The 24358-nt window shown below is 56.9% G+C and carries 22 protein-coding genes; 4 read left to right on the top strand and 18 right to left on the bottom strand.

The features are described 5' to 3' along the window. Positions 1–159: 159 nt before the first annotated feature. From sucD to sdhC, 8 genes are all read right to left on the bottom strand, one after another. Positions 160–1029, bottom strand: a complete 870-nt coding sequence (gene sucD, locus F153LOC_RS04810; RefSeq protein ID WP_095281274.1) for a succinate--CoA ligase subunit alpha — start codon at positions 1027–1029, stop codon at positions 160–162. Next, positions 1029–2195, bottom strand: coding sequence for an ADP-forming succinate--CoA ligase subunit beta (gene sucC / locus F153LOC_RS04815; RefSeq protein WP_059355295.1), 1167 nt, complete (start codon positions 2193–2195; stop codon positions 1029–1031). The genes sucD and sucC overlap by 1 nt, the downstream gene beginning before the upstream one ends. 96 nt (positions 2196–2291) lie before the next feature. Beyond that, entirely contained in the window at positions 2292–3521 is a 1230-nt protein-coding gene (gene odhB / locus F153LOC_RS04820) for a 2-oxoglutarate dehydrogenase complex dihydrolipoyllysine-residue succinyltransferase (RefSeq protein ID WP_100777173.1), read from the bottom strand. 14 nt (positions 3522–3535) lie between these two features. Beyond that, positions 3536–6343, bottom strand: coding sequence for a 2-oxoglutarate dehydrogenase E1 component (gene sucA, locus F153LOC_RS04825; RefSeq protein WP_100777174.1), 2808 nt, complete (start codon positions 6341–6343; stop codon positions 3536–3538). Positions 6344–6683: 340 nt separating this feature from the next. Next, positions 6684–7400, bottom strand: coding sequence for a succinate dehydrogenase iron-sulfur subunit (locus F153LOC_RS04830; protein ID WP_100777175.1), 717 nt, complete (start codon positions 7398–7400; stop codon positions 6684–6686). Positions 7401–7415: 15 nt separating this feature from the next. Then, entirely contained in the window at positions 7416–9182 is a 1767-nt protein-coding gene (gene sdhA, locus F153LOC_RS04835) for a succinate dehydrogenase flavoprotein subunit (protein WP_100777176.1), read from the bottom strand. Beyond that, positions 9182–9529 (bottom strand): succinate dehydrogenase membrane anchor subunit, encoded by a 348-nt coding sequence (gene sdhD / locus F153LOC_RS04840; protein WP_100777177.1) that lies wholly within the window; start codon positions 9527–9529, stop codon positions 9182–9184. Before sdhD ends, sdhA begins: the two co-directional genes overlap by 1 nt. Continuing rightward, complete coding sequence (gene sdhC / locus F153LOC_RS04845) at positions 9523–9927, bottom strand: succinate dehydrogenase cytochrome b556 subunit (RefSeq protein WP_164971833.1); 405 nt, start codon at positions 9925–9927, stop codon at positions 9523–9525. Before sdhC ends, sdhD begins: the two co-directional genes overlap by 7 nt. A 760-nt stretch (positions 9928–10687) precedes the next feature. Between sdhC and F153LOC_RS04860 the strand changes: the two genes are divergently transcribed. Continuing rightward, positions 10688–11974: a citrate synthase gene (locus F153LOC_RS04860; RefSeq protein WP_102104149.1), complete on the top strand. Its 1287-nt coding sequence runs from the start codon at positions 10688–10690 to the stop codon at positions 11972–11974. 99 nt (positions 11975–12073) lie between these two features. Here F153LOC_RS04860 and nei read toward each other — a convergent pair whose 3' ends face one another. The 10 genes from nei to F153LOC_RS04910 form a co-directional block, all read right to left on the bottom strand. After that, a complete protein-coding gene (gene nei, locus F153LOC_RS04865) occupies positions 12074–12865 on the bottom strand; it encodes an endonuclease VIII (RefSeq protein WP_102104150.1) in 792 nt (263 codons plus the stop codon). Positions 12866–12880: 15 nt separating this feature from the next. Beyond that, entirely contained in the window at positions 12881–13525 is a 645-nt protein-coding gene (gene pcp, locus F153LOC_RS04870) for a pyroglutamyl-peptidase I (RefSeq protein WP_102104151.1), read from the bottom strand. 9 nt (positions 13526–13534) lie between these two features. Then, a complete protein-coding gene (locus F153LOC_RS04875; RefSeq protein ID WP_102104152.1) occupies positions 13535–14530 on the bottom strand; it encodes a DUF979 domain-containing protein in 996 nt (331 codons plus the stop codon). Continuing rightward, positions 14527–15246: a DUF969 domain-containing protein gene (locus F153LOC_RS04880; RefSeq protein WP_102104153.1), complete on the bottom strand. Its 720-nt coding sequence runs from the start codon at positions 15244–15246 to the stop codon at positions 14527–14529. The genes F153LOC_RS04875 and F153LOC_RS04880 overlap by 4 nt, the downstream gene beginning before the upstream one ends. A gap of 51 nt (positions 15247–15297) precedes the next feature. Next, positions 15298–16032, bottom strand: coding sequence for a 5-oxoprolinase subunit PxpA (gene pxpA / locus F153LOC_RS04885; protein ID WP_102104403.1), 735 nt, complete (start codon positions 16030–16032; stop codon positions 15298–15300). Further along, positions 16022–16954, bottom strand: coding sequence for a 5-oxoprolinase subunit PxpC (gene pxpC / locus F153LOC_RS04890; RefSeq protein WP_100777185.1), 933 nt, complete (start codon positions 16952–16954; stop codon positions 16022–16024). Before pxpC ends, pxpA begins: the two co-directional genes overlap by 11 nt. Continuing rightward, complete coding sequence (pxpB, locus tag F153LOC_RS04895; protein WP_102104154.1) at positions 16948–17604, bottom strand: 5-oxoprolinase subunit PxpB; 657 nt, start codon at positions 17602–17604, stop codon at positions 16948–16950. The genes pxpC and pxpB overlap by 7 nt, the downstream gene beginning before the upstream one ends. A 14-nt stretch (positions 17605–17618) precedes the next feature. Then, positions 17619–18362, bottom strand: coding sequence for a type 2 GTP cyclohydrolase I (locus F153LOC_RS04900; RefSeq protein ID WP_100777187.1), 744 nt, complete (start codon positions 18360–18362; stop codon positions 17619–17621). A gap of 10 nt (positions 18363–18372) precedes the next feature. Next, positions 18373–19785, bottom strand: coding sequence for a deoxyribodipyrimidine photo-lyase (phrB, locus tag F153LOC_RS04905; protein WP_102104155.1), 1413 nt, complete (start codon positions 19783–19785; stop codon positions 18373–18375). A 219-nt stretch (positions 19786–20004) separates the two neighbouring features. After that, the gene (locus F153LOC_RS04910; RefSeq protein WP_095281257.1) at positions 20005–20211 is read right to left on the bottom strand and encodes a YbfA family protein; all 207 of its coding nucleotides are present in this window, start codon (positions 20209–20211) and stop codon (positions 20005–20007) included. Between the two features lie 308 nt (positions 20212–20519). Here F153LOC_RS04910 and kdpF point away from each other — a divergent pair, with 308 nt between their 5' ends. The 3 genes from kdpF to kdpB are packed head-to-tail and all read left to right on the top strand — an operon-like array spanning position 20520 to position 24356. Continuing rightward, on the top strand, positions 20520–20609 hold the full coding sequence (kdpF, locus tag F153LOC_RS04915; protein WP_003858638.1) for a K(+)-transporting ATPase subunit F: 90 nt from the start codon (positions 20520–20522) through the stop codon (positions 20607–20609). Then, the gene (gene kdpA / locus F153LOC_RS04920; protein ID WP_102104156.1) at positions 20609–22288 is read left to right on the top strand and encodes a potassium-transporting ATPase subunit KdpA; all 1680 of its coding nucleotides are present in this window, start codon (positions 20609–20611) and stop codon (positions 22286–22288) included. Before kdpF ends, kdpA begins: the two co-directional genes overlap by 1 nt. A gap of 19 nt (positions 22289–22307) precedes the next feature. Next, complete coding sequence (gene kdpB, locus F153LOC_RS04925; RefSeq protein WP_102104157.1) at positions 22308–24356, top strand: potassium-transporting ATPase subunit KdpB; 2049 nt, start codon at positions 22308–22310, stop codon at positions 24354–24356. Positions 24357–24358 lie beyond the last annotated feature (2 nt).

Here is a 24358-nt window from a genome sequence, read left to right on the forward strand (position 1 = left end):
TCCCATGAGTAGCATTATTGGCAGAGCCAACTTATTGCTGACCACCTCCATAGGAGGTGGTGTTCATGCAGGGATAAAAAAGGCCGCTTTTCAGCGGCCAACCATGTCGAAACGGACATTTATTATGTCAAAGCTCCCCTTGCGGAGAGCAGAGAGGATTTACTTGATGATAGCGCTCAGCGCTTCGCCGATATCGGCCAGGCTGCGAACGGTTTTAACACCTGCGGCTTCCAGAGCGGCGAATTTCTCATCCGCTGTGCCTTTACCACCGGCAATGATGGCGCCTGCGTGGCCCATACGTTTGCCTTTTGGCGCCGTCACACCCGCGATGTAGCCAACAACCGGCTTGGTCACGTGATCTTTGATGTAAGCTGCAGCTTCTTCTTCCGCGCTACCGCCGATTTCACCGATCATCACGATCGCTTCAGTCTGCGGATCTTCCTGGAACAGTTTCAGGATATCGATGAAGTTAGAGCCTGGAATCGGGTCACCGCCGATGCCCACACAGGTGGACTGGCCGAAACCGTAGTCGGTGGTCTGTTTAACCGCTTCATAGGTCAGGGTACCGGAGCGAGACACGATGCCCACTTTGCCTGGCTTGTGAATGTGGCCCGGCATGATGCCGATTTTGCATTCACCTGGGGTGATGACGCCCGGGCAGTTTGGCCCGATCATGCGAACGCCCGCTTCATCCAGCTTCACTTTTACGGTCAGCATGTCCAGCGTCGGGATGCCTTCAGTAATGGTGATGATCAGTTTGATGCCTGCGTCGATCGCTTCCAGAATAGAGTCTTTGCAGAACGGAGCCGGAACGTAGATCACGGTCGCGGTTGCACCCGTCGCTTCGACCGCTTCGCGCACGGTGTTAAACACCGGCAGGCCCAGATGCGTGGTGCCGCCTTTGCCTGGCGTCACGCCGCCAACCATCTGCGTACCGTAAGCAATCGCTTGTTCGGAGTGGAAAGTCCCCTGGCTTCCGGTGAAGCCCTGGCAGATAACTTTAGTGTTCTTATCAATCAAAACGGACATTATTTCCCCTCCACTGCGGCAACAACCTGCTGAGCTGCATCCGTCAGACTTTTCGCTGCAATAATATTCAGGCCACTGTCAGCCAGTTTTTTCGCGCCGAGTTCAGCGTTGTTACCTTCCAGACGAACCACAACCGGGACGTTCACGCCTACTTCTTCCACCGCACCGATGATACCGTCAGCGATCAGGTCGCAACGAACGATACCGCCGAAGATGTTAACCAGAACGGCTTTCACGTTGTCGTCAGAGAGGATGATTTTGAACGCTTCGGTTACGCGCTCTTTGGTCGCGCCGCCGCCCACGTCAAGGAAGTTAGCCGGTTCGCCACCGTGCAGTTTAACGATGTCCATGGTGCCCATTGCCAGGCCCGCACCGTTAACCATGCAGCCGATGTTGCCATCCAGCGCGACGTAGTTCAGTTCCCACTGTGCAGCCTGCGCTTCACGCGGATCTTCCTGAGACTGATCGCGCATTTCACGCAGATCGGACTGGCGGAACAGTGCGTTACCGTCAGCGCCCAGTTTGCCGTCGAGGCAGATCAGATCGCCCTGAGTGGTGATCACCAGCGGGTTGATTTCGATCAGCGCCAGATCGCGCTCCAGGAAGATCGTCGCCAGGCCCATGAAGATCTTGGTGAACTGTTGAACCAGTTTACCTTCCAGACCCAGTTTGAACGCCAGCTCGCGCCCCTGGTAAGGCATAGGGCCAGCCAGTGGATCGATAGCCACTTTGTGGATCAGGTGTGGCGTCTCTTCAGCCACTTTCTCGATTTCCACGCCGCCTTCGGTGGATGCCATGAACACCACGCGACGGGAGCTACGGTCTACGACCGCGCCGAGATACAACTCTTTTGCGATATCAGTCGCTGCTTCAACCAGGATCTGGTTTACCGGCTGGCCGTTCGCATCTGTCTGATAGGTCACCAGGCGTTTGCCCAGCCAGTGTTCAGCAAAGGCACGGATCTCTTCTTTGCTCTTCACAACCTTCACACCGCCCGCTTTACCGCGGCCACCAGCGTGAACCTGACACTTAACTACCCAAGGGCCGGAACCGATTTTAGATGCGGCTTCTTCTGCTTCACGTGGGGTAGTACAGGCATAACCCACCGGAGCCGGTAAGCCATACCGGGCAAACAGCTGTTTGGCCTGATATTCATGTAAGTTCATGTGTTCTATCCATCCTTCAGGTAATCGTTTTTTTCAAACCTGTAGACCGGCAGCGCAACGCTTGCCCGGTCTACAGGGCAGGTGAGGCAAAAACTACTACACGTCCAGCAGCAGACGCGTTGGATCTTCCAGCAGCTCTTTAATCGCCACCAGATAACCCACAGATTCACGACCATCAATCAGACGGTGATCGTAGGAGAGCGCCAGATACATCATCGGCAGAATCTCCACTTTACCGTCAACCGCCATTGGGCGATCTTTGATGGCATGCATACCCAGAATCGCGCTCTGCGGCGGGTTGATGATTGGGGTAGACATCAGGGAACCGAACACACCACCGTTGGTGATGGTGAAGTTACCGCCGGTCAGGTCTTCAACGGTCAGCTTACCGTCACGGCCTTTCAGCGCCAGCTCTTTGATTTTCTTCTCGATATCTGCCATGCCCAGGGTATCAACGTCACGCAGAACCGGGGTCACCAGGCCGCGCGGCGTGGAGACCGCCATGCTGACATCGAAGTAGTTGTGGTAAACCACATCTTCGCCATCGATAGAGGCATTCACTTCCGGATAGCGTTTCAGCGCTTCAACAACCGCTTTCACGTAGAAGGACATAAAGCCCAGACGGATACCGTGACGTTTTTCAAACGCGTCACCGTACTGCTTACGCAGATCCATGATTGGCTTCATGTTGACTTCGTTGAAGGTGGTCAGCATCGCGGTGGAGTTTTTCGCTTCCAGCAGACGCTCAGCCACACGCTTACGCAGACGCGTCATCGGCACGCGTTTTTCACTGCGTGCGCCCAGCGCTGGCTGTGCAGCAGGCGCTGCGGCCGCTGCCGCCGGTGCTTTGGCTTCTTCTTTCGCAGGCGCTTTCGCCAGATGTTTTTCCACATCTTCACGGGTCAGACGACCGCCAACACCGGTGCCTTTAATGGCGCTGGCTTCAAGATTGTGTTCACCCAGCAGGCGACGGATCGCCGGGCTGAGTGCATCGTTAGTTTGCTCTTCCAGAGACGCTTGCTGACGCTGAGCCGGGGTGGACTCTTTGCTTTCAGACTTGGCGCTGGACTCTTTGCCCGCGCTGTTGCCTTCACGCAGGCGACCGAGGATCTGGCGAGAGGTCACCGTGGTGCCTTCGTCTTCCAGCACTGCATCAAGAATGCCATCCGCCGATGCCGGTACTTCCAGTACCACTTTGTCAGTTTCGATTTCTACCAGCACTTCATCGCGCTTAACGCTATCGCCCGGTTTTTTATGCCAGGTCGCAACCGTGGCGTCAGCGACGGATTCAGGCAGGTCGGGAACAAGAATATCTACGCTACTCATTATGTATCCTTAAATTATTCGACGTTCAGCGCGTCATTCACCAGATCTTGCTGTTGCTTCTGGTGAACGGACATATACCCTACCGCCGGAGAGGCGGAGGCCGGGCGACCTGCGTAACGCAGGGCAGACCCAAATGGAATCACATCACGGAAATGATGCTGGCTGCAGTACCAGGCGCCCTGGTTGAGCGGCTCTTCCTGGCACCAGACAAAATCATGCACGTGTGCGTACGGTTTCAACGCTTCCTGCACCGACTGATGCGGGAACGGATAAAGCTGCTCGATACGCACGATGGCGACATCTTTCTGATCTTTCTTGCGGCGCTGTTCCAGCAGGTCGAAATAAACCTTACCAGAACACATCACGACGCGCTTCACGGCCTGCGGATCCAGCTCGTCAATCTCACCAATCGCTGGCTGGAAGGTCCCGTTCGCCAGCTCATCCAGGCTGGAAACTGCCAGCGGATGACGCAGCAGAGATTTCGGTGACATCACCACCAGCGGACGGCGCATACCGCGCAGCGCCTGACGACGCAGCATGTGGTAAACCTGTGCTGGCGTGGATGGCACGCAGACCTGCATGTTCTGCTCAGCGCAGAGCTGCAGATAACGTTCAAGACGCGCGGAGGAGTGCTCCGGACCCTGCCCTTCGTAGCCGTGTGGCAGCAGCATCACCAGGCCACACATACGGCCCCATTTTTGCTCGCCGGAGCTGATGAACTGGTCGATAACAACCTGCGCACCGTTAGCGAAGTCACCGAACTGCGCTTCCCAGATAGTCAGGGTGCGCGGCTCTGCGGTGGCATAGCCGTATTCAAACGCCAGTACCGCTTCTTCGGACAGCACGGAGTCCCAGACCTTGAACTGGCCCTGACCGTTATGCACGTGCTGCAGCGGGGTGTACGTTGAACCGTTGGTCTGGTTGTGAATAACCGCGTGGCGGTGGAAGAAGGTCCCACGGCCCGCATCTTCACCGGACAGACGCACCGGAATGCCTTCGTCGACCAGCGTCGCGTACGCCAGATTCTCAGCGCCGCCCCAGTCGAACAGCTTCTCGCCGGACGCCATTGACTGACGGTCGGAGTAGATTTTCTGCACGCGGGACTGCATTTCAATTGCTTCAGGTACCGTGCTGATGCGTTTAGCCAGCTCCTGCAGACGCTTCATTTCGACCTTGTTCGGGTAGCTCTCATCCCACTCGTGGTTGAGGTACGGCGACCAGGTAAAGGAGTGCATGTTCATCGGACGCAGCTCTTTCACAACGCACTCACCGGCATCCAGCGCATCGCGGTAAAGATTAACCAGCTCGGTCGCATCTTCCAGGGTCGCGATTTTGTCGGCTTCCAGTTTGTCAGCGTAGATCTTACGTGGCGTCGGATGCTTTTTGATTTTCTGGTACATCAGCGGCTGGGTTGCACTCGGCTCGTCCGCTTCGTTATGGCCATGACGGCGATAGCAGAACAGGTCGATGAACACATCGCGTTTGAAGGTGTTACGGAAGTCCAGCGCCAGACGGGTAACGAAAGCAACAGCTTCCGGATCGTCCGCGTTCACGTGGAAGATTGGCGCCTGCACCATTTTACCGATGTCAGTACAGTACGGCGTAGAGCGTGCATCCAGCGGGTTCGAGGTGGTGAAGCCCACCTGGTTGTTGATGACGATGCGAACGGTACCGCCCACTTCGTATCCACGCGCTTTGGACATATTCAGGGTTTCCTGAACGACGCCCTGCCCGGTTACCGCCGCATCACCGTGAATGGTGATTGGCAGCACTTTGTTGCTGCTTGGCTCGTCCAGACGATCCAAACGCGCACGCACGGAACCGATCACCACCGGGCTTACGATTTCCAGGTGCGACGGGTTAAACGCCAGCGCCAGGTGAACCAGACCGCCCTGCGTTTCGATATCCGATGAGAAGCCCATGTGGTACTTCACGTCGCCGGTACCGAGATGTTCTTTATGTTTGCCCGCGAATTCGTCGAACAGGTCCTGCGGTTTTTTACCCAGCACGTTGACCAGCACATTCAGACGCCCACGGTGCGCCATACCCAGCACCACTTCACGGGTGCCGCTGTTGCCCGCATGGCGGATCAGCTCTTTCAGCATCGGCACTAACGCATCGCCGCCTTCCAGGGAGAAGCGTTTTGCACCCGGGAATTTAGCACCGAGGTAACGCTCCAGACCTTCTGCTGCGGTCAGTTCGCTCAGGAAGCGTTTTTTCTCTTCAACGCTAAAGCTGGCGTGGCCTGTCACCGACTCAATGCGCTGCTGGATCCAGCGTTTTTCGTCCGTGGAGGTGATGTGCATGTACTCTGCGCCGATGGAGCCGCAGTAGGTTTGTTTGAGCGCCTCAAGCAGCTCTCCCAGCTTCATCGTGTCTTTGCCGCTGGCAAAAGAGCCGACGTTAAAGCTTTCCTGGAAATCTGCCTCGGTCAGATCGTGATACGCCGGATCGAGATCCGCCACACGTTCTTGTTTCCACAGTCCCAGCGGATCGAGGTTCGCATGCTGGTGACCACGGAAGCGATAAGCATTGATGAGCTGCAGGACTTTAACCTGCTTCACATTGGTGTCAGGGTCAGAGATCGAGGAAGAGTAACGTGAGGCATCCTTCGCCAGACGACGGAAATAATCACGTGTTTTGGAATGGAATTGATCCGGTTTGACCCCAGTGCCAGGTAACTGCTGGAACATGGAACGCCAGTTAGCGTCCACTGAGTCAGGATCGGTTAAGAAGTCTTCATAGAGCTGTTCGATCCAGCTTTGGTTTGCACCAGAGAGGAAAGAAGAGTCCAGCCAGGCTTTCATTGCGCCGTTCTGCATCGTGATCCCTTAAGCATTTTTATGCTTATTTCGCCGTAGAAACTACCACGCACACCTCGTGTACGTGCCGGGGTTCACCTGCGAGCTCTTATGTTGTCTTGGGCTCGCGAAGGAACCTTTAAAAACTGTCTGTATAATCTTCGTCGTTCAGGCGGTGCTGTCGTTGCGGTTTTCACCCACTTCGGTCAACCGCGCCGTGTGTCGTTCTGAACGCCTCAATTATTGCCTGTCAGGGCAGTTTTTAGAGGTTTCCTACAATGTCTCTTTGCCCGGTGGCGTTCCGCTTACTGGCCTACATAAAAGTAGGCCGGATAAGCGGAGCGCCATCCGGCGGTATTACTTAGGCACTGCGCTGCAACAGCATCGACTTAATATGGCCGATGGCGCGCGTCGGGTTCAGCCCCTTAGGACATACACTGACGCAGTTCATGATGCTATGGCAGCGGAATACGCTGAAAGCATCACTTAATCCTTCAAGGCGACTGTCGGTTTCGGTATCGCGGCTGTCAATCAGGAAGCGATACGCGGCCAGCAGGCCAGCCGGGCCGATAAACTTGTCCGGGTTCCACCAGAACGACGGGCAAGAGGTCGAACAGCATGCACAGAGAATACACTCATACAGACCATCGAGTTTTTCACGCTGCTCTGGCGACTGTAAATGCTCGCGAGCGGGTGGATTTTGCCCATTATTCAACAAGTAAGGCTTAATCTTCTCATATTGTGCATAGAATTGCCCCATGTCCACCACCAAATCGCGAACGACCGGCAGGCCAGGCAGAGGACGAATCACAATTTTCTGTCCTGAACGCTGCAGCGCTGAAATCGGGGTGATACAGGCCAGGCCATTTTTGCCGTTCATGTTCACGCCGTCGGAGCCACACACCCCTTCACGGCAGGAACGACGAAACGACAGTGTTGGGTCCTGTTCTTTCAGCTGCATTAACGCATCAAGCAGCATCATGTCGCGACCTTCTTCCGCTTCCAGGGTGTAATCCTGCATATGCGGAGCGTCATCAACATCCGGGTTATAACGATAAACTGAGAATTCGAGTTTCATTATCCTGTCTCCGCATTAATAGGTACGAATCTTCGGCGGGAACGCCGGACGCAGTTTCGGTTCCATGTTGACTTGACGTCGCGTCATAGATTCCGACTCTGGCAGATACAGGGAATGGCACAGCCAGTTTTCGTCGTCACGATCCGGGAAGTCGAAGCGGCTATGGGCGCCACGGCTTTCGGTGCGGAAGTTTGCGGAGACGGCCGTTGCATAGGCAGTTTCCATCAGGTTATCCAGCTCAAGGCATTCGACGCGCTGCGTGTTGAACTCGCTGGAGGTATCGTCCAGACGGGCATTTTTCAGACGCTCACGAATCGCTTTCAGCTGCTCAAGCCCTTTAGCCATCGCATCGCCTTCACGGAATACCGAGAAGTTGTGCTGCATACACTCTTGCAGCGCTTTGCGGATTTCGACCGGATCTTCGCCATCACGGTTGCCGTTCCAGCGGTTGAGACGTTCGAGAGAGGCTTCGATATCCGATTCACGGGCATCGCGCAGATCGCCCTGCTCGGCGATGGACTCTTGCAGATGTAAACCGACCGCACGACCAAACACCACCAGGTCGAGCAGCGAGTTGCCGCCCAGACGGTTAGCACCGTGGACCGATACGCAGGCGATTTCGCCAACCGCGAACAGACCCGGAATTACCACGTCTTCGCCCTGCTCGTTCACGGTCAGCGCCTGACCGGTTACTTTGGTCGGAATACCGCCCATCATATAGTGGCAGGTTGGGATAACCGGAATCGGCTCTTTCACCGGGTCAACGTGCGCGAAGGTGCGCGACAGTTCCAGGATGCCCGGCAGACGGGACTCCAGAACGTCTTTACCGAGGTGATCCAGTTTCAGTTTCGCGTGCGGGCCCCACGGACCGTCGCAGCCGCGACCTTCACGGATTTCGATCATGATGGAACGCGCCACCACATCACGACCCGCCAGGTCTTTCGCATTCGGGGCATAACGCTCCATGAAGCGCTCGCCGTGTTTGTTCAGCAGGTAACCGCCTTCACCACGGCAGCCTTCGGTAACCAGAACGCCCGCACCGGCGATGCCGGTCGGGTGGAACTGCCACATTTCCATATCCTGCACAGGCACACCTGCGCGGATCGCCATACCAACGCCGTCACCGGTGTTGATGTGGGCATTGGTGGTGGACTGGTAAATACGGCCTGCGCCGCCGGTCGCCAGCACGGTCGCGCGGGCTTTGAAGTAGACCACTTCACCGGTTTCGATGCACAGCGCGGTACACCCCACCACTGCGCCATCTTCGTTTTTCACCAGATCCAGCGCATACCACTCGGAGAAAATCGTGGTGTGGTTTTTCAGGTTCTGCTGATACAGGGTGTGCAACAGCGCGTGACCGGTACGGTCAGCCGCTGCCGCAGTACGTGCCGCCTGCTCGCCCCCGAAGTTTTTCGACTGGCCGCCAAACGGACGCTGATAAATCGTGCCATCTTCCAGGCGGGAGAACGGCAGACCCATATGGTCTAGCTCCAGAATCGCTTCCGGGCCGGTTTTACACATATATTCGATGGCGTCCTGGTCACCGATGTAATCGGAGCCTTTCACCGTGTCATACATATGCCATTCCCAGTTATCTTCATGGGTATTACCGAGAGCGACGGTGATACCACCCTGCGCAGACACGGTATGGGAACGGGTCGGGAACACTTTAGAGAGCAGCGCACAGGTCTGGCCGCTCTGGGAAATTTGCAGAGCCGCGCGCATACCTGCGCCACCGGCACCAATCACAACAGCATCAAATTCTCTGACTGGCAGTTTCATCACACACCCCACACCACAACAAATCCATAAATAACGTAAACCACCAGAGCCACAACAATCAGGAGTTGCAGCGGCAAGCGAACGCCTAACGGTTTAACGTAATCGGTCAACACCTGCCACATGCCAATCCAGGCATGAATAAGGATGGAGAACAGAGCCAGCAGGGTGAACACTTTGGTGAAGGCAGATCCGAAGAACCCGCTCCAGATTTCCCACGTCAGCTCGCCGCTGGTCGCAAAGAAACCGATCATGTAGATGATGTAAAGCGTGAGGACGATGGCAGTAGCGCGGACCAGAATGAAGTCATGTACGCCGTTGCGTCCTAATGCGGAGGCGTTGCTTACCATACGAGGACTCCTGCAAGAATTGAAAGCACGACAGTAATCACAAATGAAATATTGGCAGAACGTTTACCTGCTTCGAAGGTTTCTTCCAGATAGCCAAAATCCATCAGCAGATGGCGAACACCCACCACAACGTGGTATGCCAGCGCCGTCAGAATGCCCCACATGATAAATTTCACGAAGAAGCTGCTCATAATGGCAGAGGCCTGGAGGAATCCTTCAGGAGAAGAGAGGCTGGTACCCAGTAACCACAGCAGAATGCCGACCGCCACAAACGTGATCACACCGGACACACGGTGCAGAATGGACGCTATTGCCGTTACGGGGAATCGGATCGTTTTGAGATCCAGATTGACAGGTCTTTGTTTTTTCACATTTCTTATCATGAATAACGCCCACATGCTGTTCTTATAATTCCCTTTGAATTCGCGTTACAGGAAGGCGGCAAGTCCGGGAATCCCCTGCATCACAGTAAACTGTGTGACCGGGGTGACCTGACGCAGCCAACACACCTGTAGCGTGAAAGACGACGGGATTTCCTTCCTCCGGTCTGCGTGCGGGTCAAGCAGCGTCCATATCTATAACTGCGCGTCATGGTAAACATTGCTTCCAAATGCTAAAACGACACGTTACAACGCTGGGTGGCTCGGGATTGCAGGGTGTTCCGGAGACCTGGCGGCAGTATAGGTCGTTCACAAAACCATTACAATTAACCTACATACAGTTTGTCGGGTTTTATGCGGAACAGTGATCAGAGTCACGATAACAACATTATTTTAAATTTTAATCATCGGATTTGACAAAGATTAAACATTATTGTTACAAACTACAGCAGAAAAGGCATATAATGCGCAAAAGTTATGAGGTCTCTCTTTCACCTGAGATTTAGTTATGTAACAGTGTGATGGTATTGACCGAAGTTATCAGGACAGTTATTAGTGGTATACAGGTTTGAATAATTCGGACTGCGAAGACACTGATTTGCTGTTGTTTCTCTGATTTTTCACACGTTTACCTGCAAGGCGCCATAGCTCTGTACCCTGGTTCCTCCTCGCGAGCTGAGCGGTAAGCCAAATAACAAACCGGTAACGATGTGATAAACAGCTGAAAGCAAGTTGGTAAAAACGTGGTCTTAAGCATAAGGCGCTAAGGAGACCGTAAATGGCTGATACAAAGGCAAAGCTCACCCTAAACGGTGACACTGCTATTGAACTGGATGTGCTAAAAGGCACGCTCGGTCAGGATGTTATTGATATCCGTACACTGGGTTCCAAAGGAGTATTCACCTTTGACCCTGGTTTCACCTCTACCGCATCTTGCGAATCCAAAATCACCTACATTGACGGTGACGAAGGTATCCTGCTCCACCGCGGTTTCCCCATCGATCAGTTAGCCACCGAATCCAACTATCTGGAAGTGTGCTACATCCTGCTGAACGGCGAAAAACCGACGCAGGAACAATACGATGAGTTCAGAACCACCGTTACCCGCCACACCATGATCCATGAGCAGATTACCCGTCTGTTCCATGCATTCCGTCGTGATTCACATCCGATGGCCGTCATGTGCGGGATTACCGGCGCACTGGCCGCGTTCTACCACGACTCTCTGGACGTGAATAACCCACGCCATCGCGATATCGCGGCGTTCCGTCTGCTGTCCAAAATGCCAACCATGGCGGCGATGTGTTACAAATACTCCATCGGCCAGCCATTTGTTTACCCGCGTAACGACCTCTCCTATTCAGGCAACTTCCTGAACATGATGTTCTCCACACCGTGCGAAACCTACGAGGTTAACCCGGTGCTTGAGCGCGCCATGGACCGTATTCTGATCCTGCACGCCGATCACGAACAGAACGCATCGACCTCTACCGTCCGTACCGCAGGCTCTTCAGGCGCGAACCCGTTCGCCTGTATCGCTGCCGGTATCGCCTCCCTGTGGGGACCGGCGCACGGTGGTGCTAACGAAGCGGCACTGAAGATGCTGGAAGAGATCAGCTCCGTTGAGCACATTCCAGAGTTCGTGCGTCGTGCGAAAGATAAGAATGACTCCTTCCGCCTGATGGGCTTCGGTCACCGTGTTTACAAAAACTATGACCCGCGCGCCACCGTGATGCGTGAAACCTGCCACGAAGTGCTGAAAGAGCTGGGCACCAAAGATGATCTGCTGGAAGTGGCGATGGAGCTGGAACATATCGCGCTGAACGACCCGTACTTCATCGAGAAGAAACTGTACCCGAACGTCGATTTCTACTCTGGCATTATTCTGAAAGCGATGGGCATTCCGTCTTCCATGTTTACCGTGATCTTCGCGATGGCACGTACCGTCGGCTGGATTGCACACTGGAACGAAATGCACAGCGAAGGCATGAAAATCGCGCGTCCGCGTCAGCTGTATACCGGCTACGACCAGCGTGATTTTAAGTCTGATGTGAAAACCAAATAAGCGCCATGAGGTGCGGCCTGCTGCCCGCACCTTAATCTTCTTCACACTGGAGAGGACGCTAATACCAAAAACGGTAACCTTCGGGTTACCGTTTTGTTTTTATTGCTGGCACGCCGGGCACCAGTAAAACGGTCGCGACGACAACATCGTACGTTCAATCGCCCCGCCGCACCGCTCGCACGGCTTTCCTTCCCGATGAAACACCTTAAAGCGGAACAACGCCCCATGATGTTTTTTATCATCCACCACGCCGCGCGTGTTGTAGGAAAGGCGCGGGATCTCCAGCAAGGCATGAGACAAAGCATCGAGCTGTCTCTCATTGAGCTGCGACGCTTTTCGCTGACCTGCCAACCCCACTTCCCACAGAATTTCAACGCGCAGATAGTTACCTAGCCCGGCGAGAAAAGCCTGATCGAGCAGAAGCCCGGAAAACTGTCGGTTGCGAAAGGCAGGCGATAGCAGCCGCGCTTTGACAGTTTCTGCGGTCAGGCGCATATCCAGCACGTCCGGCCCGACCCGTTGCAGGAACGGGTGAGTGAGCAGTTGCTCCGGCGTTAACATCTCGATATCCGACGCGCTGTAGAGCAAAATAGCCTTCTCCGCCGTCTGCAATCTGACGCGCAAGACACGATTAGTTTGCGGTTGCTCACCCACATTGATCACTCGCCAGACGCCATAAAGCTGGTTGTGGCTATATAACGTCAGGTTATGGCTGAAATGGGTCAGCAACGCTTTACCGCGCGTCTCGATGTGCGTCACGGTTTGCCCAATCAACTGCGTTTCATACGGTTTTAATTGAGGGAAAGCAAACCACGCATCGGTCAGCGGTTTGCCCTTTATCGCCGCCTCCAGGCTATCCGCCGCGCGGCGGATCTCCGGACCTTCTGGCATCTTATCTTCCTTTGTTTAGTGCGTCGCGCCGCCCACGATTTTCACATCAGACGTCTGGCGTAGGGCCACTTCGACCGCCACGATCAGCGCCGCTTTCACCGTGTGCGCCGCCATACTCGGTGCGCCCGGATGGGCTGCGGCCTGTTCAGGCAGGTACGGAATATGGATAAATCCACCCTTCACTGCGGTTTTTCCACTGATTTTATGCAGCAGCCCGTACATGACGTGGTTACAGACGAAGGTGCCCGCCGTCTGCGAAACGGAGGCGGGGATCCCCTTCTCGCGCATCGCCGCCACCATCGCTTTGATCGGCAGCGAACTGAACCACGCCGCCGGACCGTCCGGGACGATCGCCACATCAATCGGCTGCTGGCCGCGGTTATCGGCAATCCTGGCGTCGTCCACGTTAATGGCGACGCGCTCGACGGTCACATCCACACGACCGCCCGCCTGTCCGACCGCGATCACCACCGCTGGTTCAAGTTCATCGATAGCCGCATTTAGCACGCTTAACGACTCGCCAAAAACGCAGGGCAGCTGGCGTGTCACTACGCGGCAGCTGTCGATGATACTCCCCTCAAGCTGCCTGACCACTTCCCACGAAGGGTTAACGGTCTCGCCGCCGAACGGCTCAAAACCGGTGACTAATACGTTACGCATCGTCTCTCCTTACAGGAACATCAGGAAGTACAACAGGAACACGTTGGCAATCAGCAGCAGCACGCCGGTCGGCACTTGCGCTTTGATTACCGCATTTTTATCCGGCAGCTCCAGCAGCGCGGCGGGCACGATGTTGAAGTTCGCCGCCATCGGCGTCATCAGCGTTCCGCAGTAGCCGGAGAACATGCCAATCGCCGCCATCACCGCCGGGTTACCGCCATGCTGCAGCACCAGGATCGGGATGCCGATCCCCGCCGTCACGATCGGGAACGCCGCGAACGCATTGCCCATCACCATCGTGAGCAGCGCCATCCCGATGGTGTACACCGCCACGGCGATAAAGCGGCTGTCCACCGCCAGGTAGCTTTTCGTCAGCCAGGAGATGCCATCACCCACGCCAGCGGCGGTAAAGAGCAGGCCCAGCGTCGCCAGAATCTGCGGCAGGATAAACGCCCAGCCGATGGAATCCAGCAGACGGCGCGCCTCCTGCAACGGCTGATGCACTTTTTCGTGCGTCATTTTGACCGCCATTGCGAGGCCAATCAGCGACCCGGCGGTCATCGAGAACAGTGTCACCAGCGTCGAATGGTTACCCGGTCCGAACAGATTCTCCTGCAATCCTGGCACATGGTTGAACATCAGCACGCCCACCACCGTCACCACAGGAATGGCTAACGCCGGATAGAACAGACGGTTGCCGAGACGCTTCGCGCTGGCCTCCCGCTCTTCGGGTTTACGCTGGTGATAGCTGCCCAGACGCACGCCGCCAAAACCGGCAATCAGCGCCAGCCCAACTACCGCCACACCGACCGCAATATGCACGGTGCGCTTATCGCCCACCAGCTGATATGTCCAGTCACCGAGCAGGAAAATCAGGCCGTACACGCCCCAGAACAGGCCGGTAGTGATGCGACGCGGGTTCGCTTTATCGCGAAACGACATCACGGCGACAATCAGCAGGATTAGCCCTGCCAGCCAGTAAAGATAACTTTGCTGGAAATTCATGAGGCATCTCCCTGCGTGTGCGCGGTTTTCGCCAGCTCGCGCTCAAGATGCTTGTCCAGTCGCCACAGGCGGGTGGCGTGGATAATAAAGGCGCAGACCGCCGTCGGAATGCCCCACAGCGCAATGTGCAGCGGCTCGGTCTGAATTCCGCCGGACTCCAGCATAAAGTTATGCATAAAGATGATCGCCCCGAAGGCGACAAAGATATCTTCACCGAAGAACAGCCCGACGTTGTCCGTCGCCGCCGACATCGCCCTCAGGCGATAGCGCACCGCGCCCGGCAGTTCGCCGTATTTTTTCTCCGCAGCCCCTTCCGCCATTGGAGCCAGCAGCGGTCGCACCATTTGCGGATGCCCGCCCAGACTGGTCAGCCCCATCGCCGCCGTCGCCTCACGTACAAACAGATAGACAATCAGCAGTCGCCCTGCGGTGGCGCTGTGGATTTTGGCAATCCACGCCTGCGCGCGCTCTTTCAAACCGTGACGTTCCAGCAGGCCAATAACGGCCAGCGGGATCAGCAGGATATAAGGCAGGTTACGGGTATTCAGGAACCCTTCGCCCAGCTTTTCGAGGATAGTTGCGACCGGCATATTCGCCGCCACACCGGTGACAATCCCGGCGACAATCACCACCAGCACCGGATTAAAACGTAAGATAAACCCGACCACGATCACCGCAATACCGATGAGTGGCCAGAGCGAAAGCGTCTCTGCCATGTTGTCCTTCCTGTTGTTGTATAGCGTTTTGTTGTGTTTGCGCTTTGTGCTTTAGGCACTGATTTTTATATTGTTTAACTCAAATTCTGCACGCAAGCGACGGGCAAATGCCAGCGCGTGTTCGCCGTCTCCGTGCAGGCAGACCGTCTGCGCGCGCACAGAGGCCCATTCACCGCTCGTACTTTTCACCCGCCCCTGCTGCACCATGTCCAGAGTTTGCGCCAGCGCCTGCTCTTCATCGGCAATCAGCGCCCCCGGCTCGCTGCGCGGCACCAGGCTGCCGTCGGCCCGATAGCCGCGATCGGCAAACACCTCTTCGCGGGTCACCAGGCTATAACGCGCACCGGCGCGGATCAGTTCACTCCCCGCCAGCCCGACCAGGATCAGATTGCCGTCCACCGCATGCACCGCGCGGGCGATAGCGTCAGCCAGCTGCGCGTCTTTCGCCGCCTGGTTGTAGAGCATCCCGTGAGGTTTCACATGACGCAGTTGCCCCCCTTCGGCGCGGGCAATCGCCGCCAGCGCACCAATCTGGTACAGCATTTGGGCGTAAACCGTATCCGGCGGCAGATTCATGGCCGTGCGCCCGAAGTTCTCCCGATCGGGAAAGCTCGGGTGGGCACCTATCGCCACGCCGTTTTTTAACGCGCCTCGCACGCTTTCGCGCATGGTCTGCGCGTCCCCGGCGTGAAAGCCACAGGCAATATTGGCCGACGACACCAGCGTCAGTAGCTCCGCATCGCTCCCGCAGCCTTCACCCAGATCCGCATTTAAATCAACGACGATCATTCAACCTCCATGCCAGTTGTTCGATGAATTGCCGCTGCACACGGCGCGCGTCGAGGGCCTCTTCCAGCGTACAGGGCACAAAGTGGATCGGCTGTCCGAGCGGGATTTGCGCCAGATGGTACATATCGGCTTCGATGATGCAGGCGATACGCGGATAACCGCCGGTGGTCTGAGCATCATTCATCAGCACAATCGGCTGGCCGTTGTGCGGCACCTGAACAACGCCCGGTAGCAGGCCGTGGGAGACCATTTCACGATCGGTGGTACGCGCCAGCTGTTGGCCCTGCAAACGGTAGCCCATGCGGTTACTCTGCGGGCTGAGCCGCCACGGCAGTCGCCAGAAGGCATCCTGCGAGGCCTGGTCAAACTCATGGTACTCCGGCCCCGGCAGGGCGCGAATGCGGTTACTCCACAGGAGCTGTTTCACCCCCTGCGCGTCGGTAAACTGACGTGATTCGCTGCCCAGCGGCAGGTTATCGCCATCCTTCAGCAGGCGCCCTTCAAAGCCGCCAATACCCGTTTTGAGATCGGTGCTGAACGAGTTCATTACTTCCGGTACGTCAATCCCGCCGCCGACCGCCAGATAGCTGCGCATGCCGTGAGTCGGGCGATGAAGCGTCAGACGCTGCCCCGCTTTCACCTGCAGCCGCCAGCCGGTCCACACCGCCGCGCCGTCAAGCGTCGCGTCACAGCCCGCGCCCGTCAGGGCAAACCAGCCGTCACGTTCAAATTCAAAGCTGCACTGTCCAAGGGTGATCTCCAGCGCTGCGGCATTCGGATCGTTGCCCACCAGCAGGTTGGCGATCTGCAACGCCGGTTTGTCCAGCGCGCCACAGTAGCTGACCCCGGACTGGCGCAGCCCGGTGCGTCCGCCGTCCTGTACCGAGGTGTATAACCCCGCGCGAATCACCTTCAACATACCCCCTCCTTCTGCGGCACGAACCGTACGGTATCGCCCGGTCGCAACAGCACCGGCTCTTCGCGTTTAGCATCAAACAGCATCTGGGGGGTATGGCCGATAAGCTGCCAGCCCCCCGGCGAGGCGAGCGGATAAACCCCGGTCTGCGACCCGCCAATTCCCACGGAACCGGCAGGGACCATCAGGCGCGGCTCGCCCCGGCGGGGCGTGTGGAGTGGCTCTGGCAATCCGCCGAGATACGGGAAACCAGGCTGGAACCCTAAGAACCACACCACGTAGTCCACCGAGGCATGCAGCTCGACGACCTGCTTTTCCGACAGCCCCGCATGACGCGCCACGTCGCCCAGATCCGGGCCAGCCGCGTTGCCGTACACCACCGGGATCTCGATAAATCGCGACTCCGGCTCCAGCGCCTCGCTCTCCTCCCACCAGCGCTGCAACCGCTCGATGGCGTCCAGCGCCACCGACTGCGGATTGCGCAGCACCACGGTAATGTTGTTCATCCCCGGAATGGCCTCGACCACTTCAGGGATTTCGCCCAGCCGCTGGGTTAAGCGCCAGATCCTTTTTTGCGTCGTCATCGTGACCGGAGGCTCTAACTCCAGTACCACTGCCGTTTCGCCTAATAAATAACAACGCGCTCGCTGCACTTACGCACCTCTCATCAGGCAGGATTAGGGATATCGATAAAGGTCACGTCGAGATCGGTATTTTCCGTCAGCCATTCGCTCAGGGCGCGGATGCCGCCGCGCTCGGTGGCATGGTGCCCTGCCGCGTAGAAATGCAGCCCCTGCTCGCGGGCAGAGTGAATGGTCTGCTCGGACACTTCACCGGTAATAAAAGCGTCGACGCCAAAGCGCGCCGCATTGTCGATAAAGCCCTGGCCGCCGCCGGTACACCACGCCACGCGCTTCACCAGATCCGGGCCGGTATCACCGCTCCACAGTGGACGGCGGCCCAGACGCGCCTCAATCCAGGAAGCAAGTTCCAGGCCAGGAACCGGCATGGACAGCTCACCCCACGGCAGCAGCTCTTCGATTTCGCCCATCACGGTGATGCCGAGCAGTTGAGCGAGCTGAACGTTATTGCCCAGCTCCGGATGTGCATCCAGCGGCAAGTGCCAGCCGTACAGATTGATGTCGTTCGCCAGCAAGGTTTTCAGGCGGTTGCGCTTCATGCCGCGAATAATCGGTGCTTCGTTTTTCCAGAAATAGCCGTGATGCACGATCACCGCATCCGCTTGCAGGCGCACCGCTTCATCCAGCAGGGCCTGGCTCGCCGTGACGCCGGTGACAATCTTTTGCACCGTTTCACGCCCTTCCACCTGCAGGCCGTTAGGGCCGTAGTCGCTGAAGCTGGCGCTGTTCAGCTTTTCATTGATTAAGGTTTCCAGTTCGCTGTTTTTCATCATTACTCTCTTACGCTTTGCGGGCGGCTTCATAGGCCGCCAGTGTGGCGACTCGCGCCTGTTTATGGTCGACAATCGGGCGCGGATAATCGAGGGTTTCACCCGTTTTATCCGCCCACACCCAGGGTTCATGGATCGATTTTCCCGGCACGTCGGCCAGTTCAGGTAGCCACTGGCGGATAAACTCGCCCGTAGCGTCAAATCGTTGTCCCTGGGTTGTCGGGTTAAAAATACGAAAATAGGGAGCGGCATCCGTTCCGGTCGACGCCGCCCACTGCCAGCCGCCGTTATTGGCCGCCAGATCGCCGTCGATCAGCTGAGAAATAAAATATCGCTCTCCGGCGCGCCAGTCGATCAGCAGGTCTTTCACCAGGAAGCTGGCTACGATCATCCGCAGGCGGTTATGCATCCACCCCGTTTCGTTTAGCTGACGCATGGCCGCATCGACTATTGGATAGCCCGTCTGCCCGTTTTGCCACGCCTGTAGCTGGGCGTCATCCTGCTGCCACTGCACCTTGTCCGTCCAGCGGATGAAGGGACGATGTTTACATAAATCAGGATGATACGTCATCAGATGACGGTAGAATTCGCGCCAGATCAGCTCATTAAGCCATACCGCCCCCGGCCCGCCGTCAAGGGCCTGCGGCTGTTCGGCCAGCAGGCGGTGCAAGCACTGACGCGGGGAGAGCACGCCCAACGCCAGACAGGCGGATAAACGGCTGGTGCCTTCGATGGCGGGAAAATCGCGCTGTGCTTCATACTCAGCGGCCTGCTGTTTGCAGAACTGGCGCAGCTGCGCAATCGCGGCCTTTTCGGTCGGTGGGAAGTGGTCCGGGTCGAAATCACGCTGAGGGTAGTCAACGCTGATCTCCGCAGAAACGGTCAGTGCCTCTCCTCGGGCCGCTGGCGCGGCGACGCACTCCGGTAGCCCCTCTTTCAGGCGTTTCAGGTAGGCATTTTTGAACGGGGTGAAGACTTTATACATCTCATGATTGCCGGTCATGACGCTGCCCGGCGCTAACATCACGCTGTCGTCAAAGCCCTGGCACACAACCGTAGTAAGCCGGTTTTCAAGCTGTCGGTCGCGCTTCTGCTCGTTGAATTCGTACTGATAGTTGTAAAAAAGATGGGTGACGTTGTGCGCGTCACAGACCTGCTGCACTTTGTCGATCTGCGCGGCAAAGTCGCTCACTTCCTCATAAATCAGTGGAATGCCTTTCTCCGCCAGCCCCTGCTGCAGGGCATTGAGATGCGCACGCAGGTATGCCGCCTGTCGCGGAGCCATGCCGTGCTCACGCCACTGTTCGGGCGTGGCGATAAACAGGGCCAGCACGCGGGCGTCTTGAGAGCGGCAGGCGGCCGCGAGCGCGATGTTGTCATGAAGGCGCAGATCCGCGCGAAACCAGACCAGATGCGTGGTCATAACACTCCTGAATAATTGTCCATAACCTAAGCGTAGCGTTTCTGACCGCAGGCCGAAACCGCGTCGTCTATCCCTAAACGTGGGATATCTGACTCTATAATGTTTAAGTTATGTTACAGGAGCAAGTGTAACCTTTGCCCGGCGGGCGAGCGGAAAGCGACAGACACAAAAAAACCGCCACATCGCTGTGGCGGTTCGACATTGCTGTGTGACTATTTGTTAGTAAAAATCGCAGGTCGCTTTTTCGGCCTGATCCATCCATACCGGTTTCTCGCTGGTTTTCGCCCAGACGCGGTGCAGATAGCTGTAAAAACGTGCACGGTCTTTCCAGAACAACATCACTGGCAGCGCCACAATCCCGGCCACTACGGCGAAGGTGCGACGTAAAAAGACAACATGTGCTGGAAACTCTTTATACAGGTCCATGATTTTCTCCCCTATAGCTGGCCGGAAACGTTATCCGGAAATTTCAAAAGTGGTTATCTGGCTAAAATAGTACCGCTTTGTTTGTAATTTTACTACTCATCCGACCACTTATTTTCATCCATTTAGTGAATATTTACACTCCACCTGTAATTAAGTTACATAAAAGTTAACAAAATACTTACCATTAGTTAAATCAGGGTCTTATCATTTTTATACTTTTTTTACACCCACCCCGCTGATTTTTGCGAAATCTTTGCGCCATAAATCCTACCTTTTGCACAACGACAAAAGTCACCCGGAGGTGAATTGTGAGTGCAGGTCTGATTGCTGGCATCGTGCTGGTGTTCCTGTTGTTGGGCTATCTGATTTATGCCCTGATTAATGCGGAGGCGTTCTGATGGTGGCCCAGGCATTTTTACTGATCGCCAGCTTCCTGCTGGTGCTTTTCCTGCTCGCAAGGCCGCTGGGAAGCTGGCTGGCACGGATGATTAACGGCGGCGCGCTGCCGGTGATTGGGGGCGTCGAAAACGGGATCTGGCGCGTACTTGGTATCAACACCCAGGAGATGAACTGGTGGCAGTATCTGATCGCAATTGTATTGCTGAATATCGTCGGGCTGGTGGTGCTGTTCGCGATGCTGATGCTGCAAGGCATTCTGCCCCTCAACCCGCAGCAGCTGCCGGGCCTGTCGTGGCACCTGGCGCTCAATACTGCCGTCAGCTTTGTCAGTAACACCAACTGGCAGTCGTATGCCGGTGAAACCACCCTCAGCTATTTCAGCCAGATGGTGGGGTTAACGGTGCAGAACTTCCTCTCTGCCGCCAGCGGCATTGCGGTGATCTTCGCTCTTATCCGCGCCTTCTCCCGCCAGAAAATCAGCACCCTGGGCAACGCCTGGGTCGATCTCACGCGCATTACCCTGTGGCTACTGCTGCCGATTGCTCTGCTGATCGCCCTGTTCTTTATTCAGCAAGGCACCCTGCAAAATCTGCTGCCCTACTCGTCTTACACCTCTATTGAAGGCGTGAAACAGATGCTGCCGATGGGGCCAGTGGCATCGCAGGAAGCGATCAAAATGCTGGGCACCAACGGCGGGGGTTTCTTTAACGCCAACTCCTCGCATCCGTTCGAGAACCCGACCGCGCTGACCAACATCGTGCAGATGCTGGCGATCTTCCTGATCCCCGCCGCGCTCTGTTTCGCCTTTGGTGATGTGGTAAATGACCGCCGTCAGGGCCGGACGTTGCTGTGGGCGATGTCGATTATCTTTGTGGTCTGCGCGGCGCTGGTGATGTGGGCGGAGTGGCACGGCAACAGCCATTTCCTGCAGCTGGGTGCTGACAGCAGTATCAATATGGAAGGCAAAGAGAGCCGCTTCGGCATCCTCGCCACCAGCCTGTACGCGGTGGTGACAACGGCTGCCTCCTGCGGCGCCGTCAACGGGATGCATGACTCCTTCACGGCCCTCGGCGGGATGATCCCTCTGTGGCTGATGCAGATTGGCGAAGTGGTCTTCGGCGGCGTCGGTGCCGGTCTGTACGGCATGCTGCTGTTCGTTCTGCTGGCGGTGTTTATCGCCGGGCTGATGATTGGCCGCACGCCGGAGTATCTGGGTAAAAAAATCGACGTGCGCGAAATGAAACTGACCGCCCTCGCCATCCTGGTAACCCCTGCGCTGGTGCTGATGGGCACCGCGCTGGCGCTGATGACCGAGGCCGGGCGCAGCGGCATTTTCAACCCAGGTATCCACGGCTTTAGCGAAGTGCTTTACGCCGTGTCGTCTGCGGCCAATAACAACGGCAGCGCCTTTGCCGGGTTAAGTGCCAACTCTCCGTTCTGGAACTGCCTGCTGGCGTTCTGCATGTTCGTGGGCCGCTTTGGGGTGATCGTGCCGGTACTGGCTATCGCCGGATCGCTGGTGAGTAAAAAAATTCAGCCCACCTCAACCGGTACGCTCCCGACACACGGCACGCTGTTTATTGGCCTGCTGATTGGCACCATCCTGCTGGTCGGTGCCCTGACCTTTATCCCCGCCCTCGCGTTAGGCCCGGTCGCGGAACATCTTTCTTTACGCTAACAGAGCGGAGATATCAGTCATGAGTCGTAAACAACTGGCCCTCTTAGAACCGACACTGGTTCGCCAGGCGTTGATGGATGCGGTGAAAAAACTCAGCCCGCGCGTGCAGTGGCACAACCCGGTGATGTTTATCGTCTGGATTGGCAGCGTGGTCACGACCGCACTTGCCATCGCCATGAGTACCGGACACCTGACGGGCGACGCCCTGTTTACCGGGGCCATCAGCCTGTGGTTGTGGTTTACGGTGCTGTTCGCCAACTTCGCCGAAGCGCTGGCGGAAGGCCGCAGCAAAGCGCAGGCCAACAGCCTGAAAGGGGTCAAAAAGACCGCGTTTGCCCGCAAATTGCGCGAACCGAAATATGGCGCACAGATGGATCACGTCCCGGCCGATGAACTGCGCAAAGGCGACGTGGTGCTGGTGGAAGCGGGCGATATTATCCCCTGCGACGGGGAGGTGATCGAAGGCGGCGCGTCAGTGGACGAAAGCGCCATCACCGGGGAGTCCGCGCCGGTGATCCGTGAGTCCGGCGGCGATTTTGCCTCGGTCACGGGCGGGACGCGCATTCTCTCTGACTGGCTGGTGATCCAGTGCAGCGTCAATCCGGGCGAAACCTTCCTCGACCGGATGATCGCCATGGTCGAAGGCGCGCAGCGTCGCAAAACGCCAAATGAAATCGCGCTCACCATTCTGCTGGTAGCCCTGACCATCGTCTTCCTGCTGGCGACCGCCACCCTGTGGCCGTTCTCCGCTTACGGCGGCACGGCGGTGAGCGTCACGGTGCTGGTGGCCCTGCTGGTCTGCCTGATTCCGACCACCATTGGCGGTCTGCTGTCGGCCATCGGCGTGGCCGGGATGAGCCGGATGCTCGGCGCGAACGTGATTGCCACCAGCGGCCGCGCGGTCGAAGCAGCGGGCGACGTGGACGTGCTGCTGCTGGATAAAACCGGGACCATTACTCTCGGCAACCGTCAGGCGTCGGACTTCCTGCCTGCGCCGGGTGTCGATGAGAAAACGCTGGCCGATGCGGCGCAGCTCTCCTCGCTGGCGGATGAAACGCCGGAAGGCCGCAGCATCGTGATTCTGGCTAAACAGCGCTTCAATCTGCGTCAGCGCGATGTGCAGAGCCTGCACGCCACCTTTGTGCCCTTCACAGCACAAACGCGGATGAGCGGGATTAACATTCAGGATCGCATGATCCGTAAAGGCTCCGTGGACGCCATTCGTCGCCACATCGAAGCCAATAACGGCCACTTCCCTCCGCAGGTCGATCAGCTGGTGGAAAGCGTGGCGCGTCAGGGTGCCACCCCGCTGGTGGTCGCTGAAGGGGCTAACGTGCTGGGGGTGATCGCCCTGAAAGATATCGTCAAAGGCGGCATCAAAGAACGCTTTGCCCAGCTGCGCAAAATGGGGATCAAAACGGTGATGATCACCGGGGATAACCGTCTTACCGCCGCCGCCATTGCCGCCGAAGCGGGGGTGGACGATTTCCTCTCCGAAGCGACGCCGGAAGCGAAGCTGGCGCTGATCCGCCAGTACCAGGCGGAAGGCCGTCTGGTGGCGATGACCGGCGACGGCACCAACGACGCCCCGGCGCTGGCGCAGGCTGACGTGGCGGTGGCGATGAACTCCGGCACCCAGTCGGCAAAAGAAGCGGGGAACATGGTCGATCTGGACTCTAACCCAACCAAGCTTATCGAGGTGGTCCATATCGGTAAACAGATGCTGATGACGCGCGGGTCGCTCACCACCTTCAGTATCGCCAACGATGTGGCGAAATATTTCGCCATTATCCCGGCCGCGTTTGCTGCCACCTATCCGCAACTCAACGCGCTGAACGTGATGCATCTGCACTCGCCCGCGTCGGCGATTCTCAGCGCCGTGATCTTCAACGCCCTGATCATTGTCTTCCTGATCCCGCTGGCGCTGAAAGGGGTGAGCTATAAACCGCTGACGGCGGCCGCGATGCTGCGCCGTAACCTGTGGATTTATGGTCTTGGTGGATTAGTGGTGCCCTTTATCGGGATCAAAATTATCGACCTGTTACTGACCCTGTTCGGGCTGGTTTAAGA

This window comes from Lelliottia sp. F153 (genome assembly GCF_002870005.1).
GTDB classification, from domain to species: Bacteria; Pseudomonadota; Gammaproteobacteria; order Enterobacterales; family Enterobacteriaceae; genus Enterobacter; species Enterobacter nimipressuralis.